22 protein-coding genes are annotated in these 24,580 nt (G+C 59.6%); 8 read left to right on the top strand and 14 right to left on the bottom strand.

What is annotated here, in order from left to right:
- The first annotated feature begins 176 nt into the window (after positions 1-176).
- From glpA to glpC, 3 genes are read left to right on the top strand one after another with little or no spacing between them, the layout of a single operon-like run.
- Positions 177-1,805: an anaerobic glycerol-3-phosphate dehydrogenase subunit A gene (gene glpA, locus AC4OVS_RS07180; protein WP_491922287.1), complete on the top strand. Its 1,629-nt coding sequence runs from the start codon at positions 177-179 to the stop codon at positions 1,803-1,805.
- Complete coding sequence (gene glpB, locus AC4OVS_RS07175) at positions 1,795-3,012, top strand: glycerol-3-phosphate dehydrogenase subunit GlpB (RefSeq protein WP_491922286.1); 1,218 nt, start codon at positions 1,795-1,797, stop codon at positions 3,010-3,012. The genes glpA and glpB overlap by 11 nt, the downstream gene beginning before the upstream one ends.
- Positions 3,009-4,199 (top strand): anaerobic glycerol-3-phosphate dehydrogenase subunit GlpC, encoded by a 1,191-nt coding sequence (gene glpC, locus AC4OVS_RS07170; RefSeq protein ID WP_332952131.1) that lies wholly within the window; start codon positions 3,009-3,011, stop codon positions 4,197-4,199. Before glpB ends, glpC begins: the two co-directional genes overlap by 4 nt.
- A 31-nt stretch (positions 4,200-4,230) precedes the next feature.
- On the opposite strand, the gene AC4OVS_RS07165 is transcribed toward glpC, so the two are convergent.
- The 4 genes from AC4OVS_RS07165 to tctD form a co-directional block, all read right to left on the bottom strand.
- Positions 4,231-5,430 carry a nicotinamide mononucleotide deamidase-related protein YfaY gene (locus tag AC4OVS_RS07165; protein WP_022648808.1) on the bottom strand — a complete coding sequence of 400 codons (1,200 nt, stop codon included), beginning with the start codon at positions 5,428-5,430 and terminating at the stop codon, positions 4,231-4,233.
- 94 nt (positions 5,431-5,524) lie between these two features.
- Complete coding sequence (locus AC4OVS_RS07160) at positions 5,525-6,064, bottom strand: YfaZ family outer membrane protein (protein ID WP_022648809.1); 540 nt, start codon at positions 6,062-6,064, stop codon at positions 5,525-5,527.
- A 129-nt stretch (positions 6,065-6,193) separates the two neighbouring features.
- Complete coding sequence (locus tag AC4OVS_RS07155) at positions 6,194-7,603, bottom strand: sensor histidine kinase (RefSeq protein ID WP_023306632.1); 1,410 nt, start codon at positions 7,601-7,603, stop codon at positions 6,194-6,196.
- On the bottom strand, positions 7,590-8,264 hold the full coding sequence (tctD, locus tag AC4OVS_RS07150; RefSeq protein ID WP_017693014.1) for a transcriptional regulator TctD: 675 nt from the start codon (positions 8,262-8,264) through the stop codon (positions 7,590-7,592). Before tctD ends, AC4OVS_RS07155 begins: the two co-directional genes overlap by 14 nt.
- Positions 8,265-8,416: 152 nt before the next feature.
- Here tctD and AC4OVS_RS07145 point away from each other — a divergent pair, with 152 nt between their 5' ends.
- Genes AC4OVS_RS07145 through AC4OVS_RS07135 form a run of 3 tightly spaced genes read left to right on the top strand, consistent with a single transcriptional unit; the run spans position 8,417 to position 11,366 of the window.
- On the top strand, positions 8,417-9,397 hold the full coding sequence (locus AC4OVS_RS07145) for a Bug family tripartite tricarboxylate transporter substrate binding protein (RefSeq protein WP_038416442.1): 981 nt from the start codon (positions 8,417-8,419) through the stop codon (positions 9,395-9,397).
- Positions 9,398-9,408: 11 nt separating this feature from the next.
- Complete coding sequence (locus AC4OVS_RS07140) at positions 9,409-9,840, top strand: tripartite tricarboxylate transporter TctB family protein (protein WP_022648813.1); 432 nt, start codon at positions 9,409-9,411, stop codon at positions 9,838-9,840.
- Between the two features lie 11 nt (positions 9,841-9,851).
- Positions 9,852-11,366 (top strand): tripartite tricarboxylate transporter permease, encoded by a 1,515-nt coding sequence (locus tag AC4OVS_RS07135; protein WP_022648814.1) that lies wholly within the window; start codon positions 9,852-9,854, stop codon positions 11,364-11,366.
- Here the strand turns inward: AC4OVS_RS07135 and menE are convergent, their stop codons facing one another.
- The 8 genes from menE to AC4OVS_RS07095 all read right to left on the bottom strand — a co-directional run bounded on the left by menE (position 11,367) and on the right by AC4OVS_RS07095 (position 19,278).
- Positions 11,367-12,728: an o-succinylbenzoate--CoA ligase gene (gene menE, locus AC4OVS_RS07130; RefSeq protein ID WP_022648815.1), complete on the bottom strand. Its 1,362-nt coding sequence runs from the start codon at positions 12,726-12,728 to the stop codon at positions 11,367-11,369.
- Positions 12,725-13,690, bottom strand: coding sequence for an o-succinylbenzoate synthase (gene menC / locus AC4OVS_RS07125; protein ID WP_023306635.1), 966 nt, complete (start codon positions 13,688-13,690; stop codon positions 12,725-12,727). Before menC ends, menE begins: the two co-directional genes overlap by 4 nt.
- On the bottom strand, positions 13,690-14,547 hold the full coding sequence (menB, locus tag AC4OVS_RS07120) for a 1,4-dihydroxy-2-naphthoyl-CoA synthase (RefSeq protein WP_014832749.1): 858 nt from the start codon (positions 14,545-14,547) through the stop codon (positions 13,690-13,692). The genes menC and menB overlap by 1 nt, the downstream gene beginning before the upstream one ends.
- Entirely contained in the window at positions 14,544-15,320 is a 777-nt protein-coding gene (gene menH / locus AC4OVS_RS07115) for a 2-succinyl-6-hydroxy-2,4-cyclohexadiene-1-carboxylate synthase (protein ID WP_491922285.1), read from the bottom strand. The genes menB and menH overlap by 4 nt, the downstream gene beginning before the upstream one ends.
- The gene (gene menD / locus AC4OVS_RS07110; RefSeq protein ID WP_171936325.1) at positions 15,317-16,987 is read right to left on the bottom strand and encodes a 2-succinyl-5-enolpyruvyl-6-hydroxy-3-cyclohexene-1-carboxylic-acid synthase; all 1,671 of its coding nucleotides are present in this window, start codon (positions 16,985-16,987) and stop codon (positions 15,317-15,319) included. Before menD ends, menH begins: the two co-directional genes overlap by 4 nt.
- A gap of 88 nt (positions 16,988-17,075) precedes the next feature.
- The gene (menF, locus tag AC4OVS_RS07105; RefSeq protein ID WP_023306637.1) at positions 17,076-18,371 is read right to left on the bottom strand and encodes an isochorismate synthase MenF; all 1,296 of its coding nucleotides are present in this window, start codon (positions 18,369-18,371) and stop codon (positions 17,076-17,078) included.
- Between the two features lie 86 nt (positions 18,372-18,457).
- A complete protein-coding gene (gene elaB / locus AC4OVS_RS07100) occupies positions 18,458-18,763 on the bottom strand; it encodes a stress response protein ElaB (RefSeq protein WP_022648821.1) in 306 nt (101 codons plus the stop codon).
- Positions 18,764-18,813: 50 nt separating this feature from the next.
- Positions 18,814-19,278 carry a GNAT family N-acetyltransferase gene (locus AC4OVS_RS07095; RefSeq protein ID WP_038416448.1) on the bottom strand — a complete coding sequence of 155 codons (465 nt, stop codon included), beginning with the start codon at positions 19,276-19,278 and terminating at the stop codon, positions 18,814-18,816.
- A gap of 71 nt (positions 19,279-19,349) precedes the next feature.
- Between AC4OVS_RS07095 and rbn the strand changes: the two genes are divergently transcribed.
- The gene (rbn, locus tag AC4OVS_RS07090) at positions 19,350-20,267 is read left to right on the top strand and encodes a ribonuclease BN (RefSeq protein WP_022648823.1); all 918 of its coding nucleotides are present in this window, start codon (positions 19,350-19,352) and stop codon (positions 20,265-20,267) included.
- A 64-nt stretch (positions 20,268-20,331) separates the two neighbouring features.
- Positions 20,332-21,336, top strand: a complete 1,005-nt coding sequence (locus tag AC4OVS_RS07085; protein WP_058646999.1) for a chemotaxis protein — start codon at positions 20,332-20,334, stop codon at positions 21,334-21,336.
- 99 nt (positions 21,337-21,435) lie between these two features.
- Here AC4OVS_RS07085 and nuoN read toward each other — a convergent pair whose 3' ends face one another.
- On the bottom strand, positions 21,436-22,893 hold the full coding sequence (gene nuoN / locus AC4OVS_RS07080) for an NADH-quinone oxidoreductase subunit NuoN (RefSeq protein ID WP_022648825.1): 1,458 nt from the start codon (positions 22,891-22,893) through the stop codon (positions 21,436-21,438).
- Between the two features lie 6 nt (positions 22,894-22,899).
- The gene (gene nuoM / locus AC4OVS_RS07075) at positions 22,900-24,429 is read right to left on the bottom strand and encodes an NADH-quinone oxidoreductase subunit M (protein ID WP_023300624.1); all 1,530 of its coding nucleotides are present in this window, start codon (positions 24,427-24,429) and stop codon (positions 22,900-22,902) included.
- Positions 24,430-24,580 lie beyond the last annotated feature (151 nt).

Raw genomic sequence — 24,580 nt, 5'->3', positions numbered from 1 at the left:
CACGGTGAATGTTACTGTGAATCAACGCACAGATTGTTACAGAAATATGACAGAATGCGCAAAAAAGCGCATGAAATCACGTTTCACTTTCGAATTTCGCGCGTTTATGTTCGAAATCAAACAAACCACACGATCAATGTGGCTAAATGCTAAAAAACGAACATAGAGGAAAGGCAATGACAATTCACGATCCACGCTTCAGCGATGTGATTATCATTGGCGGTGGCGCGACGGGTGCCGGCATCGCACGCGACTGCGCCCTGCGGGGATTGAGCGTCACGCTTCTGGAACGCCACGACATCGCCACCGGCGCAACGGGGCGTAACCACGGTCTGTTGCACAGCGGCGCCCGCTATGCGGTCACTGACGCTGAGTCCGCGCGCGAGTGTATTGCTGAAAACCAGATCCTCAGGCGCATCGCCCGCCACTGCGTTGAACCGACCAACGGCCTTTTTATCACCCTTCCCGAGGATGACCTCGGCTTTCAGCAAACCTTTATCACCGCCTGCACGGCGGCAGGCATTCAGGCCGAGGCGCTCGATCCTGCGCAGGCGTGCCGTCTGGAACCCTCGGTGAACCCGGCATTACTGGGCGCGGTAAAAGTGCCTGACGGAACCATTGATCCTTTCCGCCTGACCGCCGCCAATATGCTCGACGCGCGGGAACACGGCGCACAGATCCTGACCGGGCATCACGTCACCGGGCTTATTCGTGAAGGTAATACCGTGCGCGGGGTGCGCGTGTGTGATACGCAGTACAATGAACACCGCGAGCTGTATGCCACCGTCGTGGTCAACGCGGCAGGGATCTGGGGCCAGCGCATCGCGGAATACGCCGATTTATCCGTCCGCATGTTCCCGGCCAAAGGCTCGCTGCTGATCCTCGACCATCGCATCAATAACCATGTCATCAACCGCTGCCGTAAACCGTCTGACGCCGACATCCTCGTGCCGGGGGACACCATTTCGTTGATCGGCACGACCTCAATGCATGTGGACTACAGCGAAATTGATTACAACCGCGTTACCGCCGAAGAGGTGGATATTCTGCTGCGCGAAGGGGAAAAGCTGGCCCCGGTGATGGCGCAGACGCGTATTCTGCGTGCCTACGCGGGCGTGCGTCCCCTCATCGCCAGCGACAACGATCCGAGCGGGCGTAACGTCAGCCGCGGCATCGTGCTGCTCGATCACGCCGAACGCGACGGCATGGACGGGTTTATCACCATTACCGGCGGCAAGCTGATGACCTACCGGCTGATGGCGGAGTGGGCCACCGATGCCGTCTGCCGTAAGCTCGGCAACACCGCGCCGTGCGTGACGGCGGAACAGGCTCTGCCCGGCTCGCAGCAATCGACAGAAAAAACGCTGCACAAAATCATTTCACTTCCTGCCCCGCTTCGCGGTTCGGCGATTTACCGCCACGGCGACCGCACCCCGACCTGGCTTGGTGAAGGGCGACTCAGCCGCAGTCTGGTGTGCGAATGCGAAGCCGTGACCGCAGGCGAGGTGCAATATGCCGTGGAAAACCTGACGGTGAACAACCTGCTTGATTTACGCCGCCGCACGCGAGTCGGGATGGGCACCTGTCAGGGGGAACTGTGCGCCTGCCGTGCCGCCGGGCTGCTACAACGTTTTCATGCCACCTCCTCAACCCAGTCGCTCGCCCAGCTCAGCGATTTTTTAAATGAGCGCTGGAAAGGCATTCAGCCCGTCGCCTGGGGCGATGCCCTGCGCGAAAGTGAGTTTACCCGCTGGGTCTATCAGGGACTTTGCGGTCTGGAGAAGGAGCACAACCATGAAATTTGATACCGTGATTGTGGGTGGAGGGCTGGCGGGCCTGCTGTGCGGTCTCAAACTGACGCAGCGGGGTCTGCGCTGCGCCATTGTCACTCGCGGTCAAAGTGCCCTGCACTTCTCCTCCGGCTCGCTGGATTTACTGGGCGCGCTATCGTTCGCCGATCTGCCGCCTGAACATCCCTACCGCCTGACGGGCGCAGAGAATATGGCCCGCTTTGCCTGCGAAACCGAACACCTGCTGACCGCCTGCGGCGCACGCATGCAGGGTGACGCCGAGCAAAATCATCAGCGCGTCACGCCGCTCGGCACTCTGCGCGCCGCCTGGCTTAGCCCGGAAGAGGTGCCTGTCGCCCCCATCGCTGCCGGGCGCGTGCGCGTGGTAGGGATCAGCGGTTTCCTCGATTTCCAGCCGCATCTTGCCGCCGCGTCTCTCAGACAGCAAGGGATTCAGGTGGATACGGCGGAGATTGATCTCCCCGAGCACGACGTGCTGCGCGAAAACCCCAGCGAGTTTCGTGCGGTGAACATTGCCCGCCTGCTTGATAATGAACGCTACTGGCCGCAGCTGTACGCAGCGCTTCAACCGCTCGGCGAGACCTGCGACGCCCTGTTTATGCCCGCCTGTTTTGGCTTAACGGACAACCGGCTCTGGCGCTGGCTCTCGGCGCGCCTGCCCTGTACGCTCGGTTTACTGCCGACGCTCCCCCCTTCCGTGCCCGGCATTCGTCTGCATACCCAGCTTCAACGTCAGTTTGTCGCCCAGGGTGGCGTCTGGTTGGCAGGCGACGAGGTGAAAAAAATCACCCTGGCAGAGGGCGCGGTAAGCGAAATCTGGACCCGCAACCACGGCGACATCCCGCTTCGTGCACGCTATACGGTGCTGGCAAGCGGCAGCTTCTTCAGTAACGGTCTGCTGAGCAGCCGGGATGGCGTGCGTGAGGCAATTCTCGGGCTGGATGTCCGGCAAAGCGCTTCCCGCGCGGACTGGTATCAAAGCGATTTCTTCACCCCGCAGCCCTGGCAGCAGTTCGGCGTGATCGTCGATACCCAGCTGCGCCCGCAGCTGGGCGGGGAACCGGTTGAAAATCTTTACGCCATCGGCTCGGTTCTGGGCGGGTACGATCCCGTGGCACAGGGCTGCGGTGGCGGCGTCTGCGCCGTCACCGCGCTGCATGTCGCGGAGCAGATTATCCAGCGCAGGGAGGGAGCACAATGAACGACACCCGATTTGAAAGCTGTATCAAATGCACGGTCTGCACCACGGTTTGCCCGGTCAGCGGCGTCGATCCGCGCTATCCCGGCCCGAAACAGGCCGGCCCCGACGGGGAACGTCTGCGCCTGAAGGACGGCGCGCTCTACGACGAGGCGCTGAAATACTGTATCAACTGTAAACGCTGCGAAGTTGCCTGCCCGTCGGACGTGAAAATAGGCGATATCATCCAGCGCGCCCGCGCCCGCTACAGTACGCAAAAACCGACGCTGCGCGACGCGATACTAAGCCACACCGATCTGATGGGCAGCCTCTCGGCGCCTTTCGCGCCGGTCGTCAATGCCGCCACCGCCCTGAAGCCGGTGCGCAGACTGCTGGATGCTACGCTCAAAATCGACCATCACCGCAGTCTGCCGAAATATTCTCACGGCACCTTCCGCCGCTGGTATAAATCCGTGGCGGCAGAACAGGCGCAGTTCGCTGAGCAGGTTGCCTTCTTCCACGGCTGCTACGTGAACTACAACCATCCGCAGCTGGGAAAAGACCTGCTGAAAGTGCTGAACGCCATGGGGACGGGCGTTCAGCTGCTGAGCAAAGAGAAGTGCTGCGGCGTTCCGCTGATTGCCAACGGTTTTACCGACAAAGCGCGCAGGCAGGCGAAAAGCAACGTCACCTCTTTACGTGAGGCGATCGTCGACAAAGGGATACCGGTACTGGCGACGTCGTCAACCTGTACCTTCACGCTGCGCGATGAATATCCGCATCTGCTGGAGGTGGATAACACCGGCCTGCGCGAGCACATTGAGCTGGCGACCCGCTTTCTCTGGCGCAAGCTTGACAGTGGGCAGACGTTACCGCTGGGCAAATTGCCGCTGAAGGTGGTGTATCACACGCCATGTCATATGGAGAAGATGGGCTGGTCGATCTATACGCTGGAGCTGCTGCGGCTGATCCCGGGGCTGGAGCTGACGGTGCTGGACTCACGCTGCTGTGGCATCGCTGGCACCTACGGATTCAAGCGTGAAAACTACCCAACGTCACAGGCCATTGGCGCGCCGCTGTTCCGGCAGATTGAAGAGAGCGGCGCAGATATCGTGGTGACGGATTGTGAAACCTGCAAGTGGCAGATCGAGATGTCCACCAGCAAACGCTGTGAACATCCCATTACCTTGCTGGCAAACGCACTGGCGTAACCGTTGCCGGGGACACTCCCCCGGCACATTCTCACTCTACAAACAGCGATTCCACGACGTTGATCCAGCCGTGCTCGCTGGCGACCTCTTTCCCGTTCAGCCAGCGGCGCAGCATGTTCAGCGCCATCATCGCGCACACCTCCTGACGCACGGCCAGACTGTGGCGGGTAATGCTCATCCTGACCCGCAGGGCGTGCGTTCCTTCCGGGGTTGCCAGGGCGAAGTTGAGATGCTCTTCATCCAGCCCGCCCACAAACAGCGCCAGTCCGGCGAAATGCTTCACTCTGCGCTCGGATGCCCAGCGCGCCGTCTGCGCCAGCGTCTCCTGCTGGAACGGCACCACTTCACTGGCCAGCAGCGGCGCACCCGCCCGGGTAAGCTGAAGCGCCAGAAGCCCACCGGTAAACTGCTCGCTTAGCGTCACGCTCAGCTGGCGGGACTGCAAATGCGCTGCGATCTGCGCCGGCAGCCCTTCCGTTCCTTCGAAAATCAGGCTTTCCCCGGCGACGCGCTGCACTTCCGGCCATAGTGCCAGCATAGCGGCTTTCTCTGACGCCGGTCCGGTCAGCTTCAGTTCAATAATCGGCATGGAGGAGCGATAGCCCATCGACACGCCGGGAGGCAGTTGCAGGTGATCGAGGCTCTGGGCCAGGTCGCTTTCCGAGCGGCCAAAGGTGGTCAGACGCAGGCACAGCGGCGGTTCAGGCAGCGTGAAGCGCGCGCGCAGGCGCGGCAGGATCTGCTGCTCGACCATCACTTTAAATTCCGACGGCACGCCCGGAGTGAAGAACATCAGGCAGCGGTTCAGCTGAACGGCAAACCCGCAGGCGGTGCCGACCGGGTTATCAATCAGTTCCGCGCTGGCGGGAATTTCAGCCTGCTTGCGGTTGCTGGGGGCCATCACGCGGCCACGCTCGGAGAAAAATCGCTCCATCTGTGCCAGCCACGCCTCGTGCAGGACCAGGCCTTCACCTCTGGCCGTGGCGGCGGCCAGCGCGCTGAGATCATCGCTGGTGGGCCCAAGCCCGCCGTTCACAATCAGCACGTCGCAGCGTTCGCTGCGCTCGCGCAGAACGTTGACCAGCGACTCAAGATTGTCACCCACGGTGTTGCGGCGCGTTAACGGTAATCCTTGCTCAAAGAAGAGATCGGCGAGCCAGGCGGCATTGGTATCAATGATTTGCCCATGCAGCACTTCGTCGCCAGTGGATAACATTTCCACGTTTATCATTGTGTTCTCCCATTTCAATGGTCAAAACACTATAGCGCAATCGAAGACCGGGGGAAGAGAGAAACTGGCGCGACTGAACGCCGCGCCGAAAGGATTAGAAACCTGCGCTCACACCGATGTAGGGACCATCTGCCAGCGCGTTGTCGCGGTGGCCGTCTTTACCCGCCAGGTTCAGATAACGATAACCCGCTTCGATGGTGACAGGACGGATGATGGTCCAGCGTCCACCCACGTTGGCTTCCTCATAGCTATCGATACCGCTGGAGAGGGAATCCGGAGAGTAGTAGTACTCACCGAACAGGCCAAAGCTGTCGCCGATTTTCCACTGCAAACCGCCGCCCACTGCCGCCGCATAACCTTCGTCGCCGTCGTTCGGGTTGGTGTAAATCCCTTTACCGCCGACGGTCGCCAGGAAAGGACCCAAAGGTACGTTGAAGCCCAGCCCCAGGCTTGCCGCATCCCCATCGTCGTCGTTATGCGTCCAGCCGCCGGTCATCGCCAGGCCTGCGCTATCCGTGCCAAGACCAAAGCCCAGGTGGGTATAATCTTCGCCCGCCGAGCCGTTGAAGGAAATAGCGTTGGCTGCTGCCGATACAAACATCAGGCCTAAGCCCATTAATGCCACTTTTTTCATTGTCGTGATCCCGCACAATATATTCAGAGATGTCCAAAAACCGCGAGATTTTAACCTGACTGTCTGTGGGATCAATGCGCTCAGTGGACATCGGGCAATTAGTTTGTAACGATTTGATAATATCGGTATTTATATCATCAATAAAAAACGCATTTTTACGCACAGGCCGCCCAGATTTTCACTGGGCATCAGCTGAAGATGGCTGCGGTGCAGGCGGGCAATATCGTTGGCCAGCGCCAGGCCAATGCCGGACCCGGCGGCATCGCCCACGTTATCCAGCCGATGAAACGGCAGCATGGCCTGGGAGATTTGGTCTTCGGCAATACCCGGTCCGCTGTCCTCCACGCTCAGCTCAACGGCATCGTTATCCATGCGCAGGTATACCGTCACGATGCCCTGCTCCGGCGTGTATTTGATCGCATTCTCCAGCAGGTTAGCGCAGAGTTCGCCCAGCAAAACGTCATCCCCCTCAATCATTACCGGCTGCTGTACGCCGTCATAACCGAGATCGATACCCTTGCTGCGCGCCTGTGCCAGCCGCGAAAAGCAGCAGTTTTGCACCACCTGGACCAGATCGACAGGGGCAAACTGTCGCTCCCCCTGCTCTTTCCGCTTCACCGCCGAAAGCTGTAAAAGCCTTTCCGTCAGCACGATGGTGTTATCCAGCGTAACGTTCATTGCCCGTAAGCTCTCCTGCCACAGCGCCGGATCGTTACGCGTCAGAGCAACGGATACCTGCGTTTTTAGCACCGCCAGCGGCGTTTTGAGCTGGTGTGAGGCATCGGCATTGAAGCGCTCCTGCCGCGAAAGTACGCCGCGCAACCGGTCGATGTAACGGTTAAACGCCACAATCAGCAGCCGCGTTTCCGACCAGGGCAGCAGCTCCGGCAGCGGGGCCAGCAGCCCGGGCTCACGGCGCACCATCAGCGAAGAGAGTTGCCGCATTGGGCGCAGCACGCGGCGCAGCAGCCAGGCGGTCAGGACCAGCGTCAGCAGCACCAGCAGCCCCTGCGACACGAGTGAGGAAAACAGCAGCTGAGTGGCCAGATAGCGCCGCGACTGCAACGTTTCTGCGACGTAAATTTCCGCCATCCCGAACACATTATCTTCGTTAACCGGCTGGAGCAGCTTCGCCACGCGGATCGCCTGCCCGCGATACTCGGTATGATAAAACCACGCCAGCGCCGGATAGTGAGTGGTGCGCGACGTGGAGGGAGGCATATTTGGCAGATCGTCATAGCCGGAGATCGTCCGCCCGTCAGGGTCAACCACCTTGTAGTAGAGGCGATCGTTCATGTTCAGCTCAAAGCTGTCGAGCACGACCCAGGGCACGTTCACCAGCAGCTTGCCCTTGTGCACCACCAGCCGCTCAGACACGGTGCGCGCCGAGGATAACAGCGTGCGGTCATAGGCCTGCGTCGCCGCCTGTAGCGCGCTAACGTAGCTGTTAAAGGCTGACAGCCCCCATAACAGCAGCAGCGGCAAACCCAGAAAGAGCAAAAGTTGCAGGTAAAGCGACTGCGGCTTAACCCACTTCATCGCCGCACTCCAGCACGTAGCCCAGTCCCCGGAGGGTGGTGATCCGCACGCCGCTGCCGGTCAGCTTCTTACGCAGGCGGTGAATATAGAGATCGATACTCTCGGGGCTGACGTCGTCGTTCAGGCTGAACACCTGGTCGAAAAGCTGTTGCCGGGAGACGGGACGGGTCCGGCGGTGCATCAGCACCTTCAGCAAAGAGAGTTCCCGCGGCGTAAGGGAGAGGGGTTCATCGCGCAGCAGAAAAAAGCCTTCATCATCGTACTCCAGCTCTCCCAGCCGCTGGCGCTCCTGGGTTCGTCCTTCGCTGCGGCGCAGCAGCGCGCGCAGACGGGCATCAAGTTCCTCCAGCTCGAACGGTTTCGGCAGGTAGTCATCCGCCCCGGCATTCAGCCCCTTCACCCTGTCTGCCACGTTGCTGCGGGCAGTAAGAAACAGCACCGGCAGCGTCTGCCCGCGCTTTCTCAGACGATGCACCACTTCCAGCCCGTCGAAGCCGGGCATGCCGATATCAAGGATCGCGACGGCATAGTTTTCCCCCTGTAAAAGGTGATCGGCCGCCCGTCCATCGTTGACGCAATCCACGGCAAATCCGTTTTGTACCAGCGCTTTCTCCAGCCAGTGAGCCAGCTCACGATTATCTTCCGCCAGTAAGAGACGCATATCACATCCTGTAAAGTTGGTGTCGCAGTGAAAGGGAAATGAAAGGTTATTGTTTTAACAATCACGCAACGGAACCGCTACAAGGTGGTTCACATAATCAGAAAAAAGACACCCGTACCCGTACTCCCGGTTCTCCGGCGTGAGGATAAACGATGAAAAAACAATTACTTTCTACCCTTGCTGCAAGCGTATTGCTGTTGAGTGCCTCTGTCGTCCAGGCGCAGGACACCCCGTCCCGCACCGAGTGTATCGCCCCGGCCAAACCCGGCGGCGGCTTCGACCTGACCTGTAAGCTGATTCAGGTCAGCCTGCTGGAGACGAAGGCCATCGAGAAACCAATGCGCGTCACCTACATGCCCGGCGGCGTGGGCGCGGTAGCCTATAACGCCATCGTCGCCCAGCGCCCTGCTGAACCCGGCACCGTGGTGGCCTTCTCCGGCGGCTCGCTGCTGAACCTGTCGCAGGGGAAATTTGGTCGTTATGACGTAAATGACGTGCGCTGGCTCGCCACCGTGGGCACCGATTACGGCATGATCGCCGTTCGCGCGGACTCCCCGTGGAAATCCCTGAAAGATCTGTTGACCGCCATGGAAAAAGATCCGAACAGCGTGGTGATTGGCGCAGGCGCCTCTATCGGCAGCCAGGACTGGATGAAAGCCGCGCTGCTGGCGCAGCAGGCCAAAGTGGATCCGCACAAAATGCGTTACGTGGCCTTTGAAGGCGGCGGTGAGCCGGTGACGGCGCTGATGGGCAATCACGTGCAGGCAGTATCGGGCGATCTCAGCGAAATGGTGCCCTACCTGAGCGGGGATAAGATCCGCGTGCTGGCGGTCTTTTCGGAAAACCGTCTGCCGGGCCAGCTGGCAGACGTCCCAACCGCCAAAGAGCAGGGTTATAACCTGGTCTGGCCGATCATCCGTGGCTTCTTCGTCGGGCCAAAAGTGACCGACGCCGAGTACCAGTGGTGGGTGGATACCTTCGCAAAACTTCAGCAAACCGAGGAGTTCAAAAAACAGCGCGATCTGCGCGGGCTGTTTGAGTTCAACCTGAACGGCAAGCAGCTGGACGAGTACGTGAAAAAACAGGTGAATGACTACCGCGAACAGGCGAAAGCCTTTGGTCTTGCGAAATAACCGGAGGCGCTATGAGCGATCGCATTTTTGCCGGGATATGGCTGCTGCTCTGCATTGGCGGCCTGTTCGTCGCCTGGCAGATCCACAGCGAATACAGCTATGAACCCGTGGGGCCACGCCCCTTTCCCGTCGGCATTGTCGGCCTGATGCTGCTCTGCTCGGTGGCCCTGCTGCTGCGCCATCCGGACACCGTGGAGTGGCCGCCACGCCGCACGCTGCAACGTCTGCTGGTAATGGTGATTGTTCTGCTGATGTACGCGTGGGGCTTTGAGTGGCTCGGCTTCCCGATCGCCACCGCCCTGCTGACGATGGTGATTGGCATACTGTTTAACGCCTCGCTGCCTGCGGCGGGGATCTCCGGGGTCGTACTGGGCATTTTACTCTGGTACGCCTTCGACCGCCTGCTTGACGTGACCCTGCCGCTCGGCGCATGGTTTAACTAACGGAGCACGCTATGGATACCTGGATCTATCTCTCTCAGGGGTTCGCGGTAGCGATGACCCCGGAAAACCTGGTGATCGCCCTGATCGGCTGTTTCGTCGGGACGATCGTTGGCCTGCTGCCGGGCCTTGGGCCTATCAACGGCGTGGCGATTTTACTGCCGCTGGCCTTTGCGCTGCACCTGCCTGCGGAATCGGCGTTGATCCTGCTGGCGACGGTTTATATCGGCTGCGAATACGGGGGGCGTATTTCCTCAATACTGCTTAACGTTCCCGGCGATGCCGCCGCCATTATGACCGCGCTGGATGGCTATCCGATGGCACAGCAGGGACGCGGCGGCGTGGCGCTCTCTATTTCCGCCGTCAGCTCGTTCTTTGGCTCCCTGATCGCCATTGGCGGCATCATCCTCTTCGCCCCGGCGCTGGCCCAGTGGTCGCTGGCGTTTGGTCCGGCCGAGTATTTTGCCCTGATGGTATTCGCCATCGCCTGTCTCGGCAGCATGATGGCGCAGAATCCGCTGAAGTCGTTTTTGTCTGCGTTGATTGGCCTCAGTCTGGCCACCGTCGGCGTGGATGCCAACACCGGGGTTTATCGCTTTACCTTCGACAGCGTCCACCTGTCTGACGGCGTGCAGTTTATCGTCGTGGTGATTGGTCTGTTCTCTGTCTCAGAAATCTTACTGATGCTGGAACATACCAGCAGCGGGCAGACGCTGGTGCGTAAAACCGGACGTATGCTCTTTAATGCCAAAGAGGGGGCGCAGTGTGTGGGTGCCACCCTGCGTTCAGCGGTGATCGGTTTCTTCGTCGGCATTCTGCCCGGCGCGGGGGCGACTATCGCCAGCGCCATCACCTACATGACCGAGAAAAAGCTGAGCGGTAACAGCGACAGCTTCGGCAAAGGCGATATCCGCGGCGTGGCGGCACCGGAGGCGGCGAATAACGCCTCGGCCTGCGGCTCGTTTATCCCGATGCTGACCCTCGGCGTGCCGGGTTCCGGCACCACGGCGGTGATGATGGGCGCGCTGACGCTCTATAACATCACTCCCGGTCCGGCGATGTTTACCGAGCAGCCCGATATCGTCTGGGGTTTGATTGCCGCCCTGCTGATCGCCAACGTGATGCTGCTGGTGATGAACATCCCGCTGATCGGGCTATTCACCCGTATGCTGACCATTCCCCTGTGGTTCCTGGTCCCGGCCATCGCCGCCGTCTCTGCGGTTGGGGTATACGCGGTGCACAGCACCACCTTCGACCTGGTGTTAATGGTGCTGCTCGGCGTGCTGGGCTACATTCTGCGCAAGATGCACTTCCCGATGTCGCCGCTGATTTTAGGGTTTGTGCTGGGCGAAATGCTGGAGCAGAACCTGCGCCGCGCCCTCTCCATCAGCAATGGCAACATGGCGATCCTGTGGGAGAGCAGCGTGACGAAGATCCTGCTGGCGATGGCGATCATGGTGATTGTCGTGCCGCCGGTGCTGCGCTGGATGCGTCGACGCCAGCAGAAACCGCAGCCGGATATCGGCTGATTAGCCCCTCAACAGGGCATTGACCCACTGCCTTAACGCCTGGCGGGAGATCTTTATCCCGCCATTTTTCAGTTCTGACGGCAGCGCCAGCCAGTGTACCGGCTGCTCAAAGCGTGCCAGCCTGCCCTGAACCCACTCCGGCAACAGCGTGATATCCGTGCCCGGCTCACATTCCACTACCGCCACCGGGCGTTGCCCGTATTCGGCGTCATCCAGCGGGACGATAAACACCTGGCTTACCTGCGGATGTGTGACGATAACGCGCTCCAGCGCTTCCGGCTGGATCCCTTCTCCGCCGCTGAAAAAGAGATTGTCCATTCGGCCCAGAATGGTCAGGCGTCCGTCATGCCACTCGCCGCGATCGCGGGTGGCGAACCAGCCCTGCTCGTTGACCAGCGGCAGTAAGGCGCCGTCTCGCCAGTAGCCCGCCGCCATGCTTTCCGCCCGGATCCAGACTTCACCGTTCACCACCTGAAGGTCTCTGCCCGGCAGCGCGCTGCCCACGTCCGGCGCGCCGTCGGCCTCTTTGGCGCAGACGGTGGAGGCGAACTCGGTCAGACCGTAGCCGCAGAACGTGCGGATCCCCTGCTTGCGCGCCTGTTCGGTCAGCTCAACGGGGATTTCCGCCCCGCCGAGCAGCACGGCTTTCAGCGCAACGGGATGGTGTGAATTGAGCAGCCGCCACAGCTGCGTCGGCACCAGCGAGGCGTGGGTACAGCCCTGCAGGGCCTGCTCCAGCGGCTGTTTTTCACGCACGGTGAGACGGCCTCCGCCCTGCAACCAGCGCCACAAAATCCCCTGACCGGAGACGTGAAACAGCGGCAAGGACAGCAGCCAGTCGTCATCACCGCCATAAGGCATCAGCGACAACACGCCTTTTGCGCTGGCAAGGTGGGCGGCACAGGTGTGCACCGCCGCTTTCGGCAAGCCGGTGGAGCCGGAGGTGAGCGTCATTGAGGCCAGCCGTTCTGCCCGCCACGTCACGCCGCCCTGCTCCTCGCCCTCTCTTAATACCAGCCCAGGCAGACCGTCATACTCACCGTTAAGCACCAGCGCAAAGCGCAGGGTCATCTGCGGCAGGAGGACGTCCAGCAGCGGACGGGGAAGCTGAGGGTTCACCGGCAAAATGCGGGCGCCGCACTGAAGCAACGCCAGCCAGGCCAGCAGGGTCTGCGGATGGTTGTGGGCGAGCAGCATGACGCCGTCACCGTCCCTGACACCCTGAGACTGAAAACCGGCTGCCAGACGATCGATACGCTCGCCCAACTGTGACCAGTTGAGCGTTATATCGTCTAAACGCAGCGCGGGTGTATCGGCACTCCTGGAGCGCCAGTGCCGCCACGGCCAGTCGGTAAAAGTCATTGCAGCGGCTCCAGCGTCCCGACGTCGAGGCACGGTAAGGTGCTGTCCGGCCACTGGCGAATCAGTTGGGCCTGCATCAGGTTTAGCGTATCAAGACCGGGAACGGTGTCCGGCGTTAACCATGCAGCGATGCGCGCCAGCTGCGTCAGCCCGAGGCTGGATTCGATGGATGAACTGATCACCGCCGTCAGCCCTGCGGCATGGGCCGCCGCAACCTGCTCGCGCACCTTGTCGAGGCTGCCGGTCAGCGTTGGCTTAATGACCACGGCCCCGACGCCCGGCTCGGCGGCAAACGTAAAACCGGCTTCGCGCAGGCTCTCATCCCAGGCAATGGCAATGCCGGTTTCCCGGGCGAAGGCGCGAGAGTCGTCGCGCGTTTTGCACGGCTCTTCGAGAAACGCGATGCGGTTGCGGTACGCCGGGTTGACGTACTTCGCAAACTGCTGCGCCCTGAGCGGCGTCCAGGCGCGGTTGGCGTCCAGGCGCAGGTGCAGATCGGGAATGGCTTCCAGTAACAGGTTAACCACCATTCCGTCGCGCACCGCTTCGTACAGGCCGACCTTAATTTTCGCCACCTTCTCGCCAGGCATCCCGGAGAGCAGCGCGAAAAGTTCATCCGGATCGCCGGAACAGAGCGGCGCGGCGCGATAATTCGCCGCATCCGGCAAACAGCCGTCCAGCTCTGCCAGCGCGCAGCTGATGCCGAACGCGACGGAAGGAACGTCCGGCAGCGACGGATCTGCCCCCTCACGCCATTCGTGTGTCCAGGCCATCAGCGCCGCCTGCGCCTCATCCAGCGTTTCCAGGCTAAAGCCCGGAAGCGGGGCGATTTCGCCCCACCCTTCCCGCTCGCCCTGCCGGAGATGCACGAAAAAGCCATCACGGGTTTTTAACCGCCTTTCACGCAGTACCACGCCCGCGTCCATCGGTATCTGCCAGCGGTAAACCTGCGCGCGACGCATCACGGGTTCCGTTTGTATTTGCTGAAGTCTGGCTGGCGTTTTTCGTTGAACGCGTTGCGCCCTTCCTGACCCTCTTCGGTCATATAGAACAGCATGGTGGCGTTACCCGCCAGCTCCTGAAGTCCCGCCTGACCGTCACAGTCGGCGTTGAGGGCCGCTTTCAGGCAGCGCAGCGCCATTGGGCTGTTTTGCAGCATTTCGCGACACCAGCGCACGGTCTCTTTTTCCAGATCGGCGATCGGCACCACGGTGTTAACCAACCCCATGTCCAGCGCTTCCTGGGCGTTGTACTGACGGCACAGGAACCAGATTTCGCGGGCTTTTTTCTGGCCGACGATGCGCGCCATGTAGGATGCCCCCCAGCCGCCGTCGAAGGAGCCAACTTTCGGGCCAGTCTGACCGAAAATGGCATTTTCCGCCGCGATAGTCAGGTCACACATCATGTGCAGCACGTGACCGCCGCCGATGGAATAACCTGCCACCATCGCAACCACCGGTTTTGGACAGGTGCGGATCTGGCGCTGGAAATCCAGCACGTTCAGGTGGTGCGTGCCGGCATCATCCTGGTATCCGCCGTAGTCGCCGCGGACTTTCTGATCGCCGCCCGAGCAAAAGGCTTTCTCCCCTTCCCCGGTGAGGACGATGACGCCGATGTTGTCGTCGTAGCGGGCATCCGCCAGCGCCTGGATCATCTCTTTTACGGTCAGCGGACGAAACGCGTTGCGTACCTGTGGACGATTGATGGTGATTTTGGCGATACCATCGGTGGATTTGTGGTAGCGAATGTCGGTGTAGCCTTCGGAGCAGTCCTGCCATTCAACCGGCGCGTAAAGCATGTTTTCATCAGGATAGATCATAGCGTGTCCTTTGTTCGATAACGTAGTATCTGAGCCAGACTCGCGGCAACCGCTTCCGGGTTGTCCCGGTGGGCGTTGTGTCCGGCATGAGGGATAGCATGACGCATGGCGTTAAGTTCAGCAGCGATGGCTGCAAACTTCCCGTCACGTTCGCCATAGAGATAGTCGAAAGAAAAATCACGCGCGGTGAGCGCGGGACGTAAATCAGGCTGAACGGCAAGCGAGGTGGCTTCCAGCATTTCAGCCAGCCTCGGGCCGTTGTTCCGGCTACGCAGCGCGATCAGCGCGTTGCGCTGTTCATCCGTAAGGGAGGTAAAGACCGGCTGTTGATACCAGTCGGCAAAGACGGCTTCAAGCGGCTCACTGCGAAAACGTAACGCCCAGCGGCGGTCCGAGGTCAGCCGCGCCTGGCGCGCCTCGACGTCTTGCAGCCCAGGGTGTCCACCTTCCACAATCACCCCGTCTAACCCCGCAGGATGCTGGCAGGCATGGAACATCGCAATGCGGCCACCGAGAGAGTACCCTACCAGCCAGTAATTTAGTATGTTGTAACTAATTAAGGTATACGTGAGCAATTCACTTACCTCTGCAAACCCCGTCACGCCCGTATCCGCTGAACCACCGTGCCCGGGCAGGTCAAGGTAGAGCCTGGGGTAGTCATGCAGCGACACCCCAACGGTCTGCCACTCACGACAGTCGCCGGAAAAACCGTGCAGGAAAACCAGCCAGGGGTAGCCTGGTTTTCCGGGCTGAGTGACGCCAGCGAGGATCACAGGTGACTCACCTGCGCCAGCAGATGTTGCAGCTTCTGCGCGCCGTCAGAATCGTTTACCACCAGCTCAATCAGCGTCGCGCCAGGCTGCCGCCAGGCGGTGTTCAGCGCCGTCTCCAGCGCGTCCCAGTTTTCCGGGCGATGGTACTTCAGGCTGAACATGGCGGCGGCGTGTTCGAACTGCACGTTTTGCGGCATCAGATAGAAGCGCTCACGTTCGCTTTGCGGCGTCGGCAGCAGGGAGAAAATCTGTCCGCCGTTATTGTTAACAACAATCAGCACGAACGGAGCCGACGCCTGACGCAGGAGCGCCAGCGCGTTGAGATCGTAGAGGGCTGAGAGATCCCCCACAATCGCCAGCGTGGATTTTGCGCTGGCACGCTGTACGCCAGCGGCGGTGGAGATCAGTCCGTCAATGCCGCTCGCGCCCCGGTTGCTGTATACCGGATAACCCGCGGGCAGCTGCGAAAAGGCGTCAATCAGGCGCACCACCAGGCTGTTACCGACAAAAAGTTGCCCCTGCTCGGGAAGATATTTGCGGATACGGTGCGCCAGCCCGGCTTCACTGAACTCCTCGCACTGCGCTTTGGTGAGTTCCCACGCCTGACGCGACAGCGCCGGGATCTCCACCGCCCAGGGTTTGCGTTTTTCCGCCGGATGCAATTCCAGCCAGCTGTCAATATCGCTCACCAGGCGGCGACCGCGATGGTGCGCCGGATCAAGGCGTCCTTCGAGCGGGTCCACCAGCCAGTACTCTTCTGGCGTACAGGTGGCCTGCCACTGGAGCAGTCGCTTGCCCGTCAGGCTCGAGCCCAGCTGGACGACAATTTGCGCCTGCGCCAGCTCGGTGACCGCTTTCGCGTTCCCCAGCCAGAGGTCAGCGCAGGGCAGCGGCTGGCCCGTCTGGGAAAGCACGTCACCAATCAGCGGCCAGCCAAGCGTTTGTGCCCACTCCGCCGCCAGCTTGCCTTCCGCCGCACTCATCCGCCCGGCAATCACCACCCCGCGCTTCTGGCGCCAGAAGAACCAGTCGCGCTGCTTAGCGCTTTCCAGATGCGTCTGCTCACGCAGCCAGGGCTTTTCGCTCTCCCACCATTCTCCCAGGTGCTGTTGCCAGGCTAGGCCGGTCTCGTTCATTTCGCCGTACAGCGGTTCGGCAAACGGGCAGTTAATGTGCAGCCCGCCGCTGCGCAGTGCGTTCATGGCGTGGTCGAGAGTTGAGACCAGCCAGCTGGCGGGAATATCCTGGGTGGGGCGCGGCAACGAGACCGTCTGTGAAGGATGCGAGGCAAAAATGCCAGGCTGACGAATCGCCTGGTTCGCGCCGCAGTCAATAAGTTCCGGAGGACGATCGGCGGTGAGTAAAATCAGCTTTTCGCCGGTTAACCCCGCTTCAATCAGCGCCGGATAGAGGTTTGCCACCGCCGTGCCGGAAGTCACTATCACCGCCACGGGCGCGTTGCTGACTTTCGCCAGCCCGAGCGCCAGGTGGCCGAGACCACGCTCGTCAAAATGGGTGTGATGAATAAAAGCCCTGTTTTCCGCCGCAGCAAGGGTGAGCGGCGTGGAGCGAGAGCCCGGAGCAATACACACATGCCTGACACCATGGCGGGTCAGGGCTTCAAGGATCACCGTCGCCCAGCGTCGGTTAAAAGAACTTACTGACATGAGATTGTCCAGTATCAAGAATGCGACACAGTATAAATAATAGAAAAAGTCAGAATTTTGATATGAATCGGGATTGCACGAATCAGTATTAATCCCTCAGGAGGAGGGAACGCAGCCCGGCGGCCTTATTTTCGATCTCCTGCCACTCCTGCTCTGGATCGGAGCCGCTGACGATGCCCGCCCCCGCATAAAGACGCAGCGCGGCGTCATGAACGCGGGCGGAGCGTAATGCCACGCAGAACTCGCTTTGATCGCGCGATAAATAGCCCGCCGATCCGGCGTACCACTCCCGGTCAAACGGCTCCACTTTCGCAATAAATTCTCGCGCTGCCTGACGCGGCAGCCCGGCCACCGCCGCCGTCGGTTGCAGAATATGCAGACACTGCTCGTCATCAGACTGTTTGAGTTCAGTCCAGATACAGCGGCGTAAATGCTGCACCTTGCGCAGACGCAGCACCTGCGCTGGGAGGATCTCCAGCGTCCGGGTATGGTGCTGAAGACGCTGGCAGATATCTTCCACCACCAGCATATTTTCCCGCTGATTTTTGTCGTCGTTCATCAGCCAGTCGCCCAGACGCTGGGCCTGCTTATCGTCAGAATGGCTGGCGACGGTGCCTGCCAGCGCTTCAGTGCGCAGCAGCATGCCGCGTCGCCGCCAAAGTCGCTCGGGCGTCGAGCCAAGGAACGCGTTGCTGGCGTCAAAGACCATACAAAAATGATAGCAGTTGAGGTTTAGCGCGCGGCTGGCGGCCATTAGCGCGATGGCGTTCACGGGCTGCTGGCACTGCACGTCTGTAGCACGTGCGAGCACCACTTTCTCAAAATCGCCGCGAGCAAGGGTATCCGTCGCCTGACGAATCAACGCCAGCCATTCCGGTTTTTCCGGATGATGGGTTTCCTGCACAATCTGCACGGACAACGGGCGGATCGGCGCGGCGTCGCGCAGGTTATCAATAAACTTCAGTGCGTCACCGGCATCGTCACACAGCGACGTTTCGCTCCACAGTTGCAGGCGCAGCGTGGCGACCCCGCCAGACCGTCGCCAGAGAAGGCGCGGTAAAAACAGCTTTCCCTGTGCCGGGTTGAAGGCGTTCAGGCCGCAGATACGGGTATCATTGGCTACGTCATGGGTGTGCAAAAACCGGGAGGCCGAGGCCAGAGAGTCAAAATGGGCGAGGCTTCCGAGCGCGGCAAGTTCTTCATCACCGCTCCGCTGTTGCCAGTAAAACTGGGGATAGCATCGCTGCACACCCAGCCAGGCCAGCGGATCGAAGGCGTCGTTTAACGGGAAAGAGACATCGAAATGGCGTAAACCGGGTGTAGCGGGTAACGCTTGCGCAAGCTGAGTGCGCAGGCGTTCCAGCGCGATGGAAATCGAATGCACGCGAACCTCTCCCTGTTAAAACCTTACATTATACGGGGTACTGATGATAAATAGCAGTACCCACGTGTAGGGAGGGGTTTACCGGCTTAACGACGGGCTAACAGCAGGCCCAGCACCAGCCCTACGGCCGCACCGACCCCAATGCCCTGCCACGGCTTTTCGTGCACATAATCGTCGGCACGATAAACCGCCTGTTTGGCGCGGTAGTAGTAATTGTCGGATGCGTTGCTGACGCGGTTTTTCACGTCATGCAGCGCCTGCTCGGCGCGGGCTTTAAGCTCAATGTACTTCTGATCGGCAGGATCGCCTGAAGAGCGCAGTACTTCTTCCAGCGTTTCGCTTAACAGCGTTAGATCGTCGTCTGCTCGGGTATCCCAGGATTGAAATGACATATTTTTCTCCATGTTAGTACACCAGTCCGATAACTATAGACAACGTCTCGCTATTGCGCCTGTTTCGCTTCGCGCGCCATACCGATGTGTGGGATGCCATCTTCATCGTAAATGTCCGTGACCGGGGTAAAACCAAAATGGCCATAGAATGATTGCAAATGCGCCTGCGCGCCCAGGTATAACGCCTTGTCTGGCCACCGTTTCTGGCATGCGTCCAGTGTTTTTTCCATCAGCTGATAGCCCAGCTTTTCACCGCGCGCGCTTCCGCTGATAATGACGCGGCCAATGACGACAGGGTCAAAATCCTCTTCGCTTTTCAGAATCCTCGCATACGCCACCAGCTCGTTATCGCGCCAGCCGAGGATGTGCCGGTTCTCGCCGACCAGGTCATCGCCGTCGATATCCTGATACGGGCAGGTTTGTTCAACCACAAAAACTTCGCAGCGCAGTTTGAGCAGGGCGTAGAGTGACTGAATAGTCAGTTCGCTGTGGTGTAGATCTTGCCACTGGATCATGTGTTTCTCCTTCCTGGGGTTCATCACGTTATACTAAACCCCTTCCCATTCGGCAAAGGGCTGATTGCGTTATGGAACTGATTTTTCTGGGTACGTCCGCGGGCGTGCCAACCCGCTCACGAAACGTGACGGCTATTCTGCTGGATCTTAAGCATCCTACCCGCGGCGGGCTGTGGCTGTTTGACTGCGGCGAAGGTACGCAGCATCAGTTGCTGCATACCTCATACCACCCGGGGAAAGTGGATAAAATATTTATCACCCATCTGCACGGCGACCATCTGTTTGGCCTGCCGGGCCTGCTGTGTAGCCGTTCGATGGCCGGTAACGCTAACCCGCTGACCATTTATGGCCCTGCGGGTATTCAGGCATTCGTTGAGACCACGCTGCGCCTGAGCGGCTCGTGGACCGATTATCCGCTGGAGGTGGTTGAGATCGGCGAAGGTCTGGTGTTCGACGACGGAGATTACCAGGTGCGCGCTTACCCGCTTAACCATCCGGTGGAATGCTACGGCTATCGCGTTGAGGAGCATGACAAGCCCGGGGCGCTGAACGCTGCCGCGTTGCAGGCCGATGGGGTGAAACCTGGCCCGCTGTTCCAGCGTCTGAAGCACGGCGAGACCGTCACGCTGGAAGACGGGCGCGTTATCAACGGTCAGGATTACCTTGCGCCGCCGCAGCCGGGCAAAAAACTGGCTATTTTTGGGGATACCGCCCCCTGCCCTTCGGCGCTCCGGCTTGCCGGGGGTGTGGATGTGATGGTGCATGAGGCAACGCTGGAAGCGGCGATGGAAGAGAAAGCCAACAGCCGGGGGCACAGCTCAACGCGTCAGGCCGCGCAGCTGGCGCGCGAGGCTGGCGTCCGGAAACTGATTGTCACTCACGTCAGCTCACGCTATGACGTCCGCGGCTGTGAAAGCCTGCTGGCAGAGTGTCGGGAGGTGTTCCCGGCATGCGAGCTGGCGGAAGATTTTGCTCAGGTCAGCGTTTAGTCCTTCATTTTTCCCTCAGGGTGCCGATAACGATTAAAAGGCAAGCATTTCTCTTGAGGGTAGAATGGATAATTTCCAGAAAGATATTGATGACAGGGCGAACCTGACCCAGTCCAACCGTTTTGAACTGTTGCTGTTCCGTCTTGGCACCTCTCTGAACGAAAATAAATCCGAGCTGTTCGGCATCAACGTGTTCAAACTGCGCGAAATTGTGCCGATGCCGACCTTCACCAAACCAGCGGGAATGAAGTCTCCGCTGATGGGGATGGTAAATATTCGCGACCAGGTGATCCCGGTGATCGATCTGGCCGCCGTCGCCGGCTGCAAGCCAGCCACCGGGCTAAACATTTTGCTGATCACCGAATATGCCCGCAGCGTGCAGGCGTTTGCCGTGGAATCGGTGGAGAACATCATGCGTCTCGACTGGAAGCAGGTGCACGCCGCGGAAACCGCCGTCAGCGGTCGCTACATCACCAGCATTGCCTGTCTGGACGATAAGACCGATACCAACGATCTGGCAATGGTGCTCGACGTGGAGCAGATCCTGTATGACATCACCCCGGCGAACCACGATCTGCACGCCCCCCATCTGGAAACCACCAAATTCAACATCAAGCCTGGCTCTGTCGCGATTGTTGCTGAAGACTCGAAAGTAGCGCGCTCAATGCTGGAGAAGGGATTGCAGGCAATGGAGATCCCGGCTCAGCTGCATATCACCGGCAAAGACGCATGGGAGAAAATCACTCAGCTGGCCGCGCAGGCTCAGGCTGAGGGCGTCCCCGTTACCGATAAGATTGCCCTGGTATTAACCGACCTCGAAATGCCGGAGATGGACGGCTTTACGCTGACGCGCAAAATCAAAACTGACCCGGTACTGAAAGATATTCCGGTGGTGATCCACTCGTCTCTTTCCGGCAACGCGAACGAAGATCATATACGCAAAGTGAAGGCTGACGGCTATGTGGCGAAGTTTGAGCTGAATGAGCTGTCGTCGGTGATTGAAGAGGTGCTGGACCGCTCGATGAAGAAGATTGACGGGCCGCTTATAAGCAGGAAGCAGTTAGCTTAGTCGGGTGGCGCTTCGCTTACCCGACCTACAAGACCTGTAGGCCCTGCAAGCGTAGCGCCGTTGGGCAATAAAAAACCCGCCGAGGCGGGTTTTTTGCTTTTACATCAGCGGCATCGCGCGCTGCACAATCTCAATCAGCGGCTGCGGATAGATACCGAAGATTAGCACCAGAAGCGCGGAGATCAGCACCACGATCCCCCCGGCGCTGTACTGCCAGTTGGACGGCGCATCACGGTTGAGCTGCTGAGGCGCGCTCAGGTACAGGCTCACAGCCACACGCAGGTAGTAGTAAAGACCAATCGCGGAGCCGATAACGACACCGGCAGTCAGCCACCACAGACCCGCCTGCACACCGACGGCCAGCACGTAGAACTTACCGATAAAGCCCAGCGTCATCGGGATACCCGCCAGAGAGAGCATCATCACGGTCATTACCGCAGACAGAATCGGACGGTGCCAGAACAGACCACGGTAGGAGAACAGGGAATCTGCATCCGGGCCACGGTACGGGCTGGACATCAGGCTCACCACGCCGAACGCGCCGAGGCTGCTGAACAGGTAACCGGCCAGATACACACCCACGGTTTCCATCGACATCTCACCGCTTTGCAGCGCAATCAGCGCCACCAGCAGGTAGCCCAGATGGGAGATTGAGGAGTAGCCCAGCAGACGCTTAATGTTGGTCTGGCTCAGCGCCATCAGGTTACCGAAGATGATGGAAACGAACGCGATAATGCCCAGCACCACGCGAACCGCTTCGCTGTCACCCACCGGGGCGTACAGGAACAGACGCATGACCACGCCAAAGATAGCGATTTTACTCGCCGTCGCCAGGAAGGTAGAGACCGGCGCTGGCGCACCCTGATAAACGTCTGGCGTCCACAGGTGGAACGGCACCAGAGAGAGTTTAAAGCCAAGGCCAACAATCATCATGCCCAGACCCGCCAGCAGCAGCGGCTCGTGCATCATACCGTCGCCGAGGCTCTTACCGAGCGCCAGGAAGGAGAGGTTACCCGTCTGTGCATACAGCAGCGCGATACCGAACAGCAGGAACGACGACGCAGCAGCGGACAAGATGGTGTACTTGATCGCCGCTTCCAGAGAGCGCTTCTGACGGAAAGCGTAACCAATCAGGCCGAACAGCGGCAGTGAGATCAGCTCAATACCGAGGAACAGCGCGGCCATGTGGTTCGCGTTCGCCAGCAGAATGCCGCCCAGTGCGGCAATCAGTACCAGCAGGTAAAACTCTTCTTTGTTGTCGTTGTACCCTTCGAGCCACGGGTACGCAAAGGTACAGGTTGCCAGGCTCGCCAGCAGCACCAGACCGGTGTAGAGCATGGCGTAGCCGTCAACGCGCATCAGCGGCGTGACGTCCATTGCGCCCGCCTGGCCAACAAACCAGAGGGAGACTAACGCAGCGTTCAGACCCAGAACGGACAGGGTCGCATTCAGGAAGTGATTGCGTCGCCACGCAATGGAGAGCATCACAACCACCACCGTCAATCCGACGATCAGCAGCGGTAGCAGCGCGATCAGTTGTTGTGGAGTTATTGTCATGGCGAATTACGGCCTTGTAGTAGAAGCAGAATTAACAAACCACTGCTGGATGTTACCCATCGCGGAGTGCGAGGTATCCAGAATCGGCTGCGGATAGAAGCCCAGCAGCACCAGCAGTACGACCAGCAGCAGGATGATGGACAGCTCACGCAGCGACATCCCCGGCAGTTCTTTAGCAGCAATTTCGCTCTTCGCTTTACCGAAGTAGGCGCGGTGCAGCATCGCCAGCGAGTACACGGAGGCGAACACCAGACCAAAGGTGGAGATGACGGTAATCATCGGAACCACTTTGAAGCTGCCGAACAGAATCATAAATTCGCCAACGAAGTTACCGGTACCTGGCATACCCAGGGTGGCAACCGCGAAGAACATGGAGAGTGCAGGCAGCCATTTCATTTTGCCCCACAGGCCGCCCATCATACGCATGTCGCGGGTATGCAGACGTTCGTACAGCTGACCGCACAGGATGAAGAGACCGGCAGCGGACAAGCCGTGCGCAATCATCTGGATCACCGCGCCCTGGTACGCCAGCTGGCTGCCAGTGTAGATGGCAATCAGTACGAAGCCCATGTGGGAAACGGAGGTGTAAGCAATCAGACGTTTGATGTCGTACTGCGTGAAGGCCATCCATGCACCGTAGAAGATACCGATCACGCCAAGCCACATGGCAATCGGCGCGAACTCTGCGGAGGCGTTCGGGAACAGCGGCAGGGAGAAACGCAGCAGACCGTAGGCCGCCGTTTTCAGCAAGATACCCGCCAGGTCAACGGAACCCGCCGTTGGCGCCTGAGAGTGCGCGTCCGGCAGCCAGCCGTGCAGCGGAACCACCGGCATTTTCACCGCGAAGGCGATGAAGAAGCCGAGCATCAGCAGGTATTCCACACCGTGGGACATCGGGGTCTTCAGCAGATCTTCATAGTTGAAGGTCCAGACGCCGGTGGCGTTGTAATGCACAAACACCAGCGCCAGGATGGCAATCAACATCACCAGACCGCTCGCCTGGGTGTAGATGAAGAACTTGGTGGCCGCCGTGATACGCGTTTTACCGTCGGATGCCTTGTGGCCCCACAGCGCGATCAGGAAGTACATCGGCACCAGCATCATCTCCCAGAAGAAGAAGAACAGGAACATGTCGATGGCCAGGAACACGCCGATAACGCCGCCCAGGATCCACATCAGGTTCAGGTGGAAGAAGCCCTGGTATTTTTCGATTTCTCGCCAGGAGCAGAGTACCGCCAGAACGCCGAGCAGACCGGTCAGCACGACCATCAGCAGCGACAGACCGTCAATCGCAAGGTGGATCGTGATACCGAAACGTGGGATCCACGGCAGAATGAACTCAGACTGCCACTGCGGAAGGCCCGCAGACTGAGTCAATGAGTAGCCACCCTGCAACCACAGTTGCAGGCCAAGCGCGAGCGTCAATCCCATGGTGATCAGCGCGATCCAGCGCGGCATCTTCACGCCAAAGCGTTCAGTCTGCCAGCACAGGAAGCCGCCGATGAAGGGAATTAATATTAGCCAGGGTAATAACATGGCGATTTTTATTCCTTGTTAAAGTCCCTCAGGGACCGATTTTCAACGAATTCGACAAAATTCACGTGTTAGTGCGGTTTGTGGTGTCGGGTGACGCTCACGCTTACCCGACCTACGGTCTCGTAGGCCCGGTAAGCGCAGCGCCACCGGG

Source organism: Enterobacter sp. 4974935, from assembly GCF_058661735.1.
The sequence above is the reverse complement of the archived record's forward strand: the minus strand, read 5'-3'. Positions and strand labels throughout refer to the sequence as shown.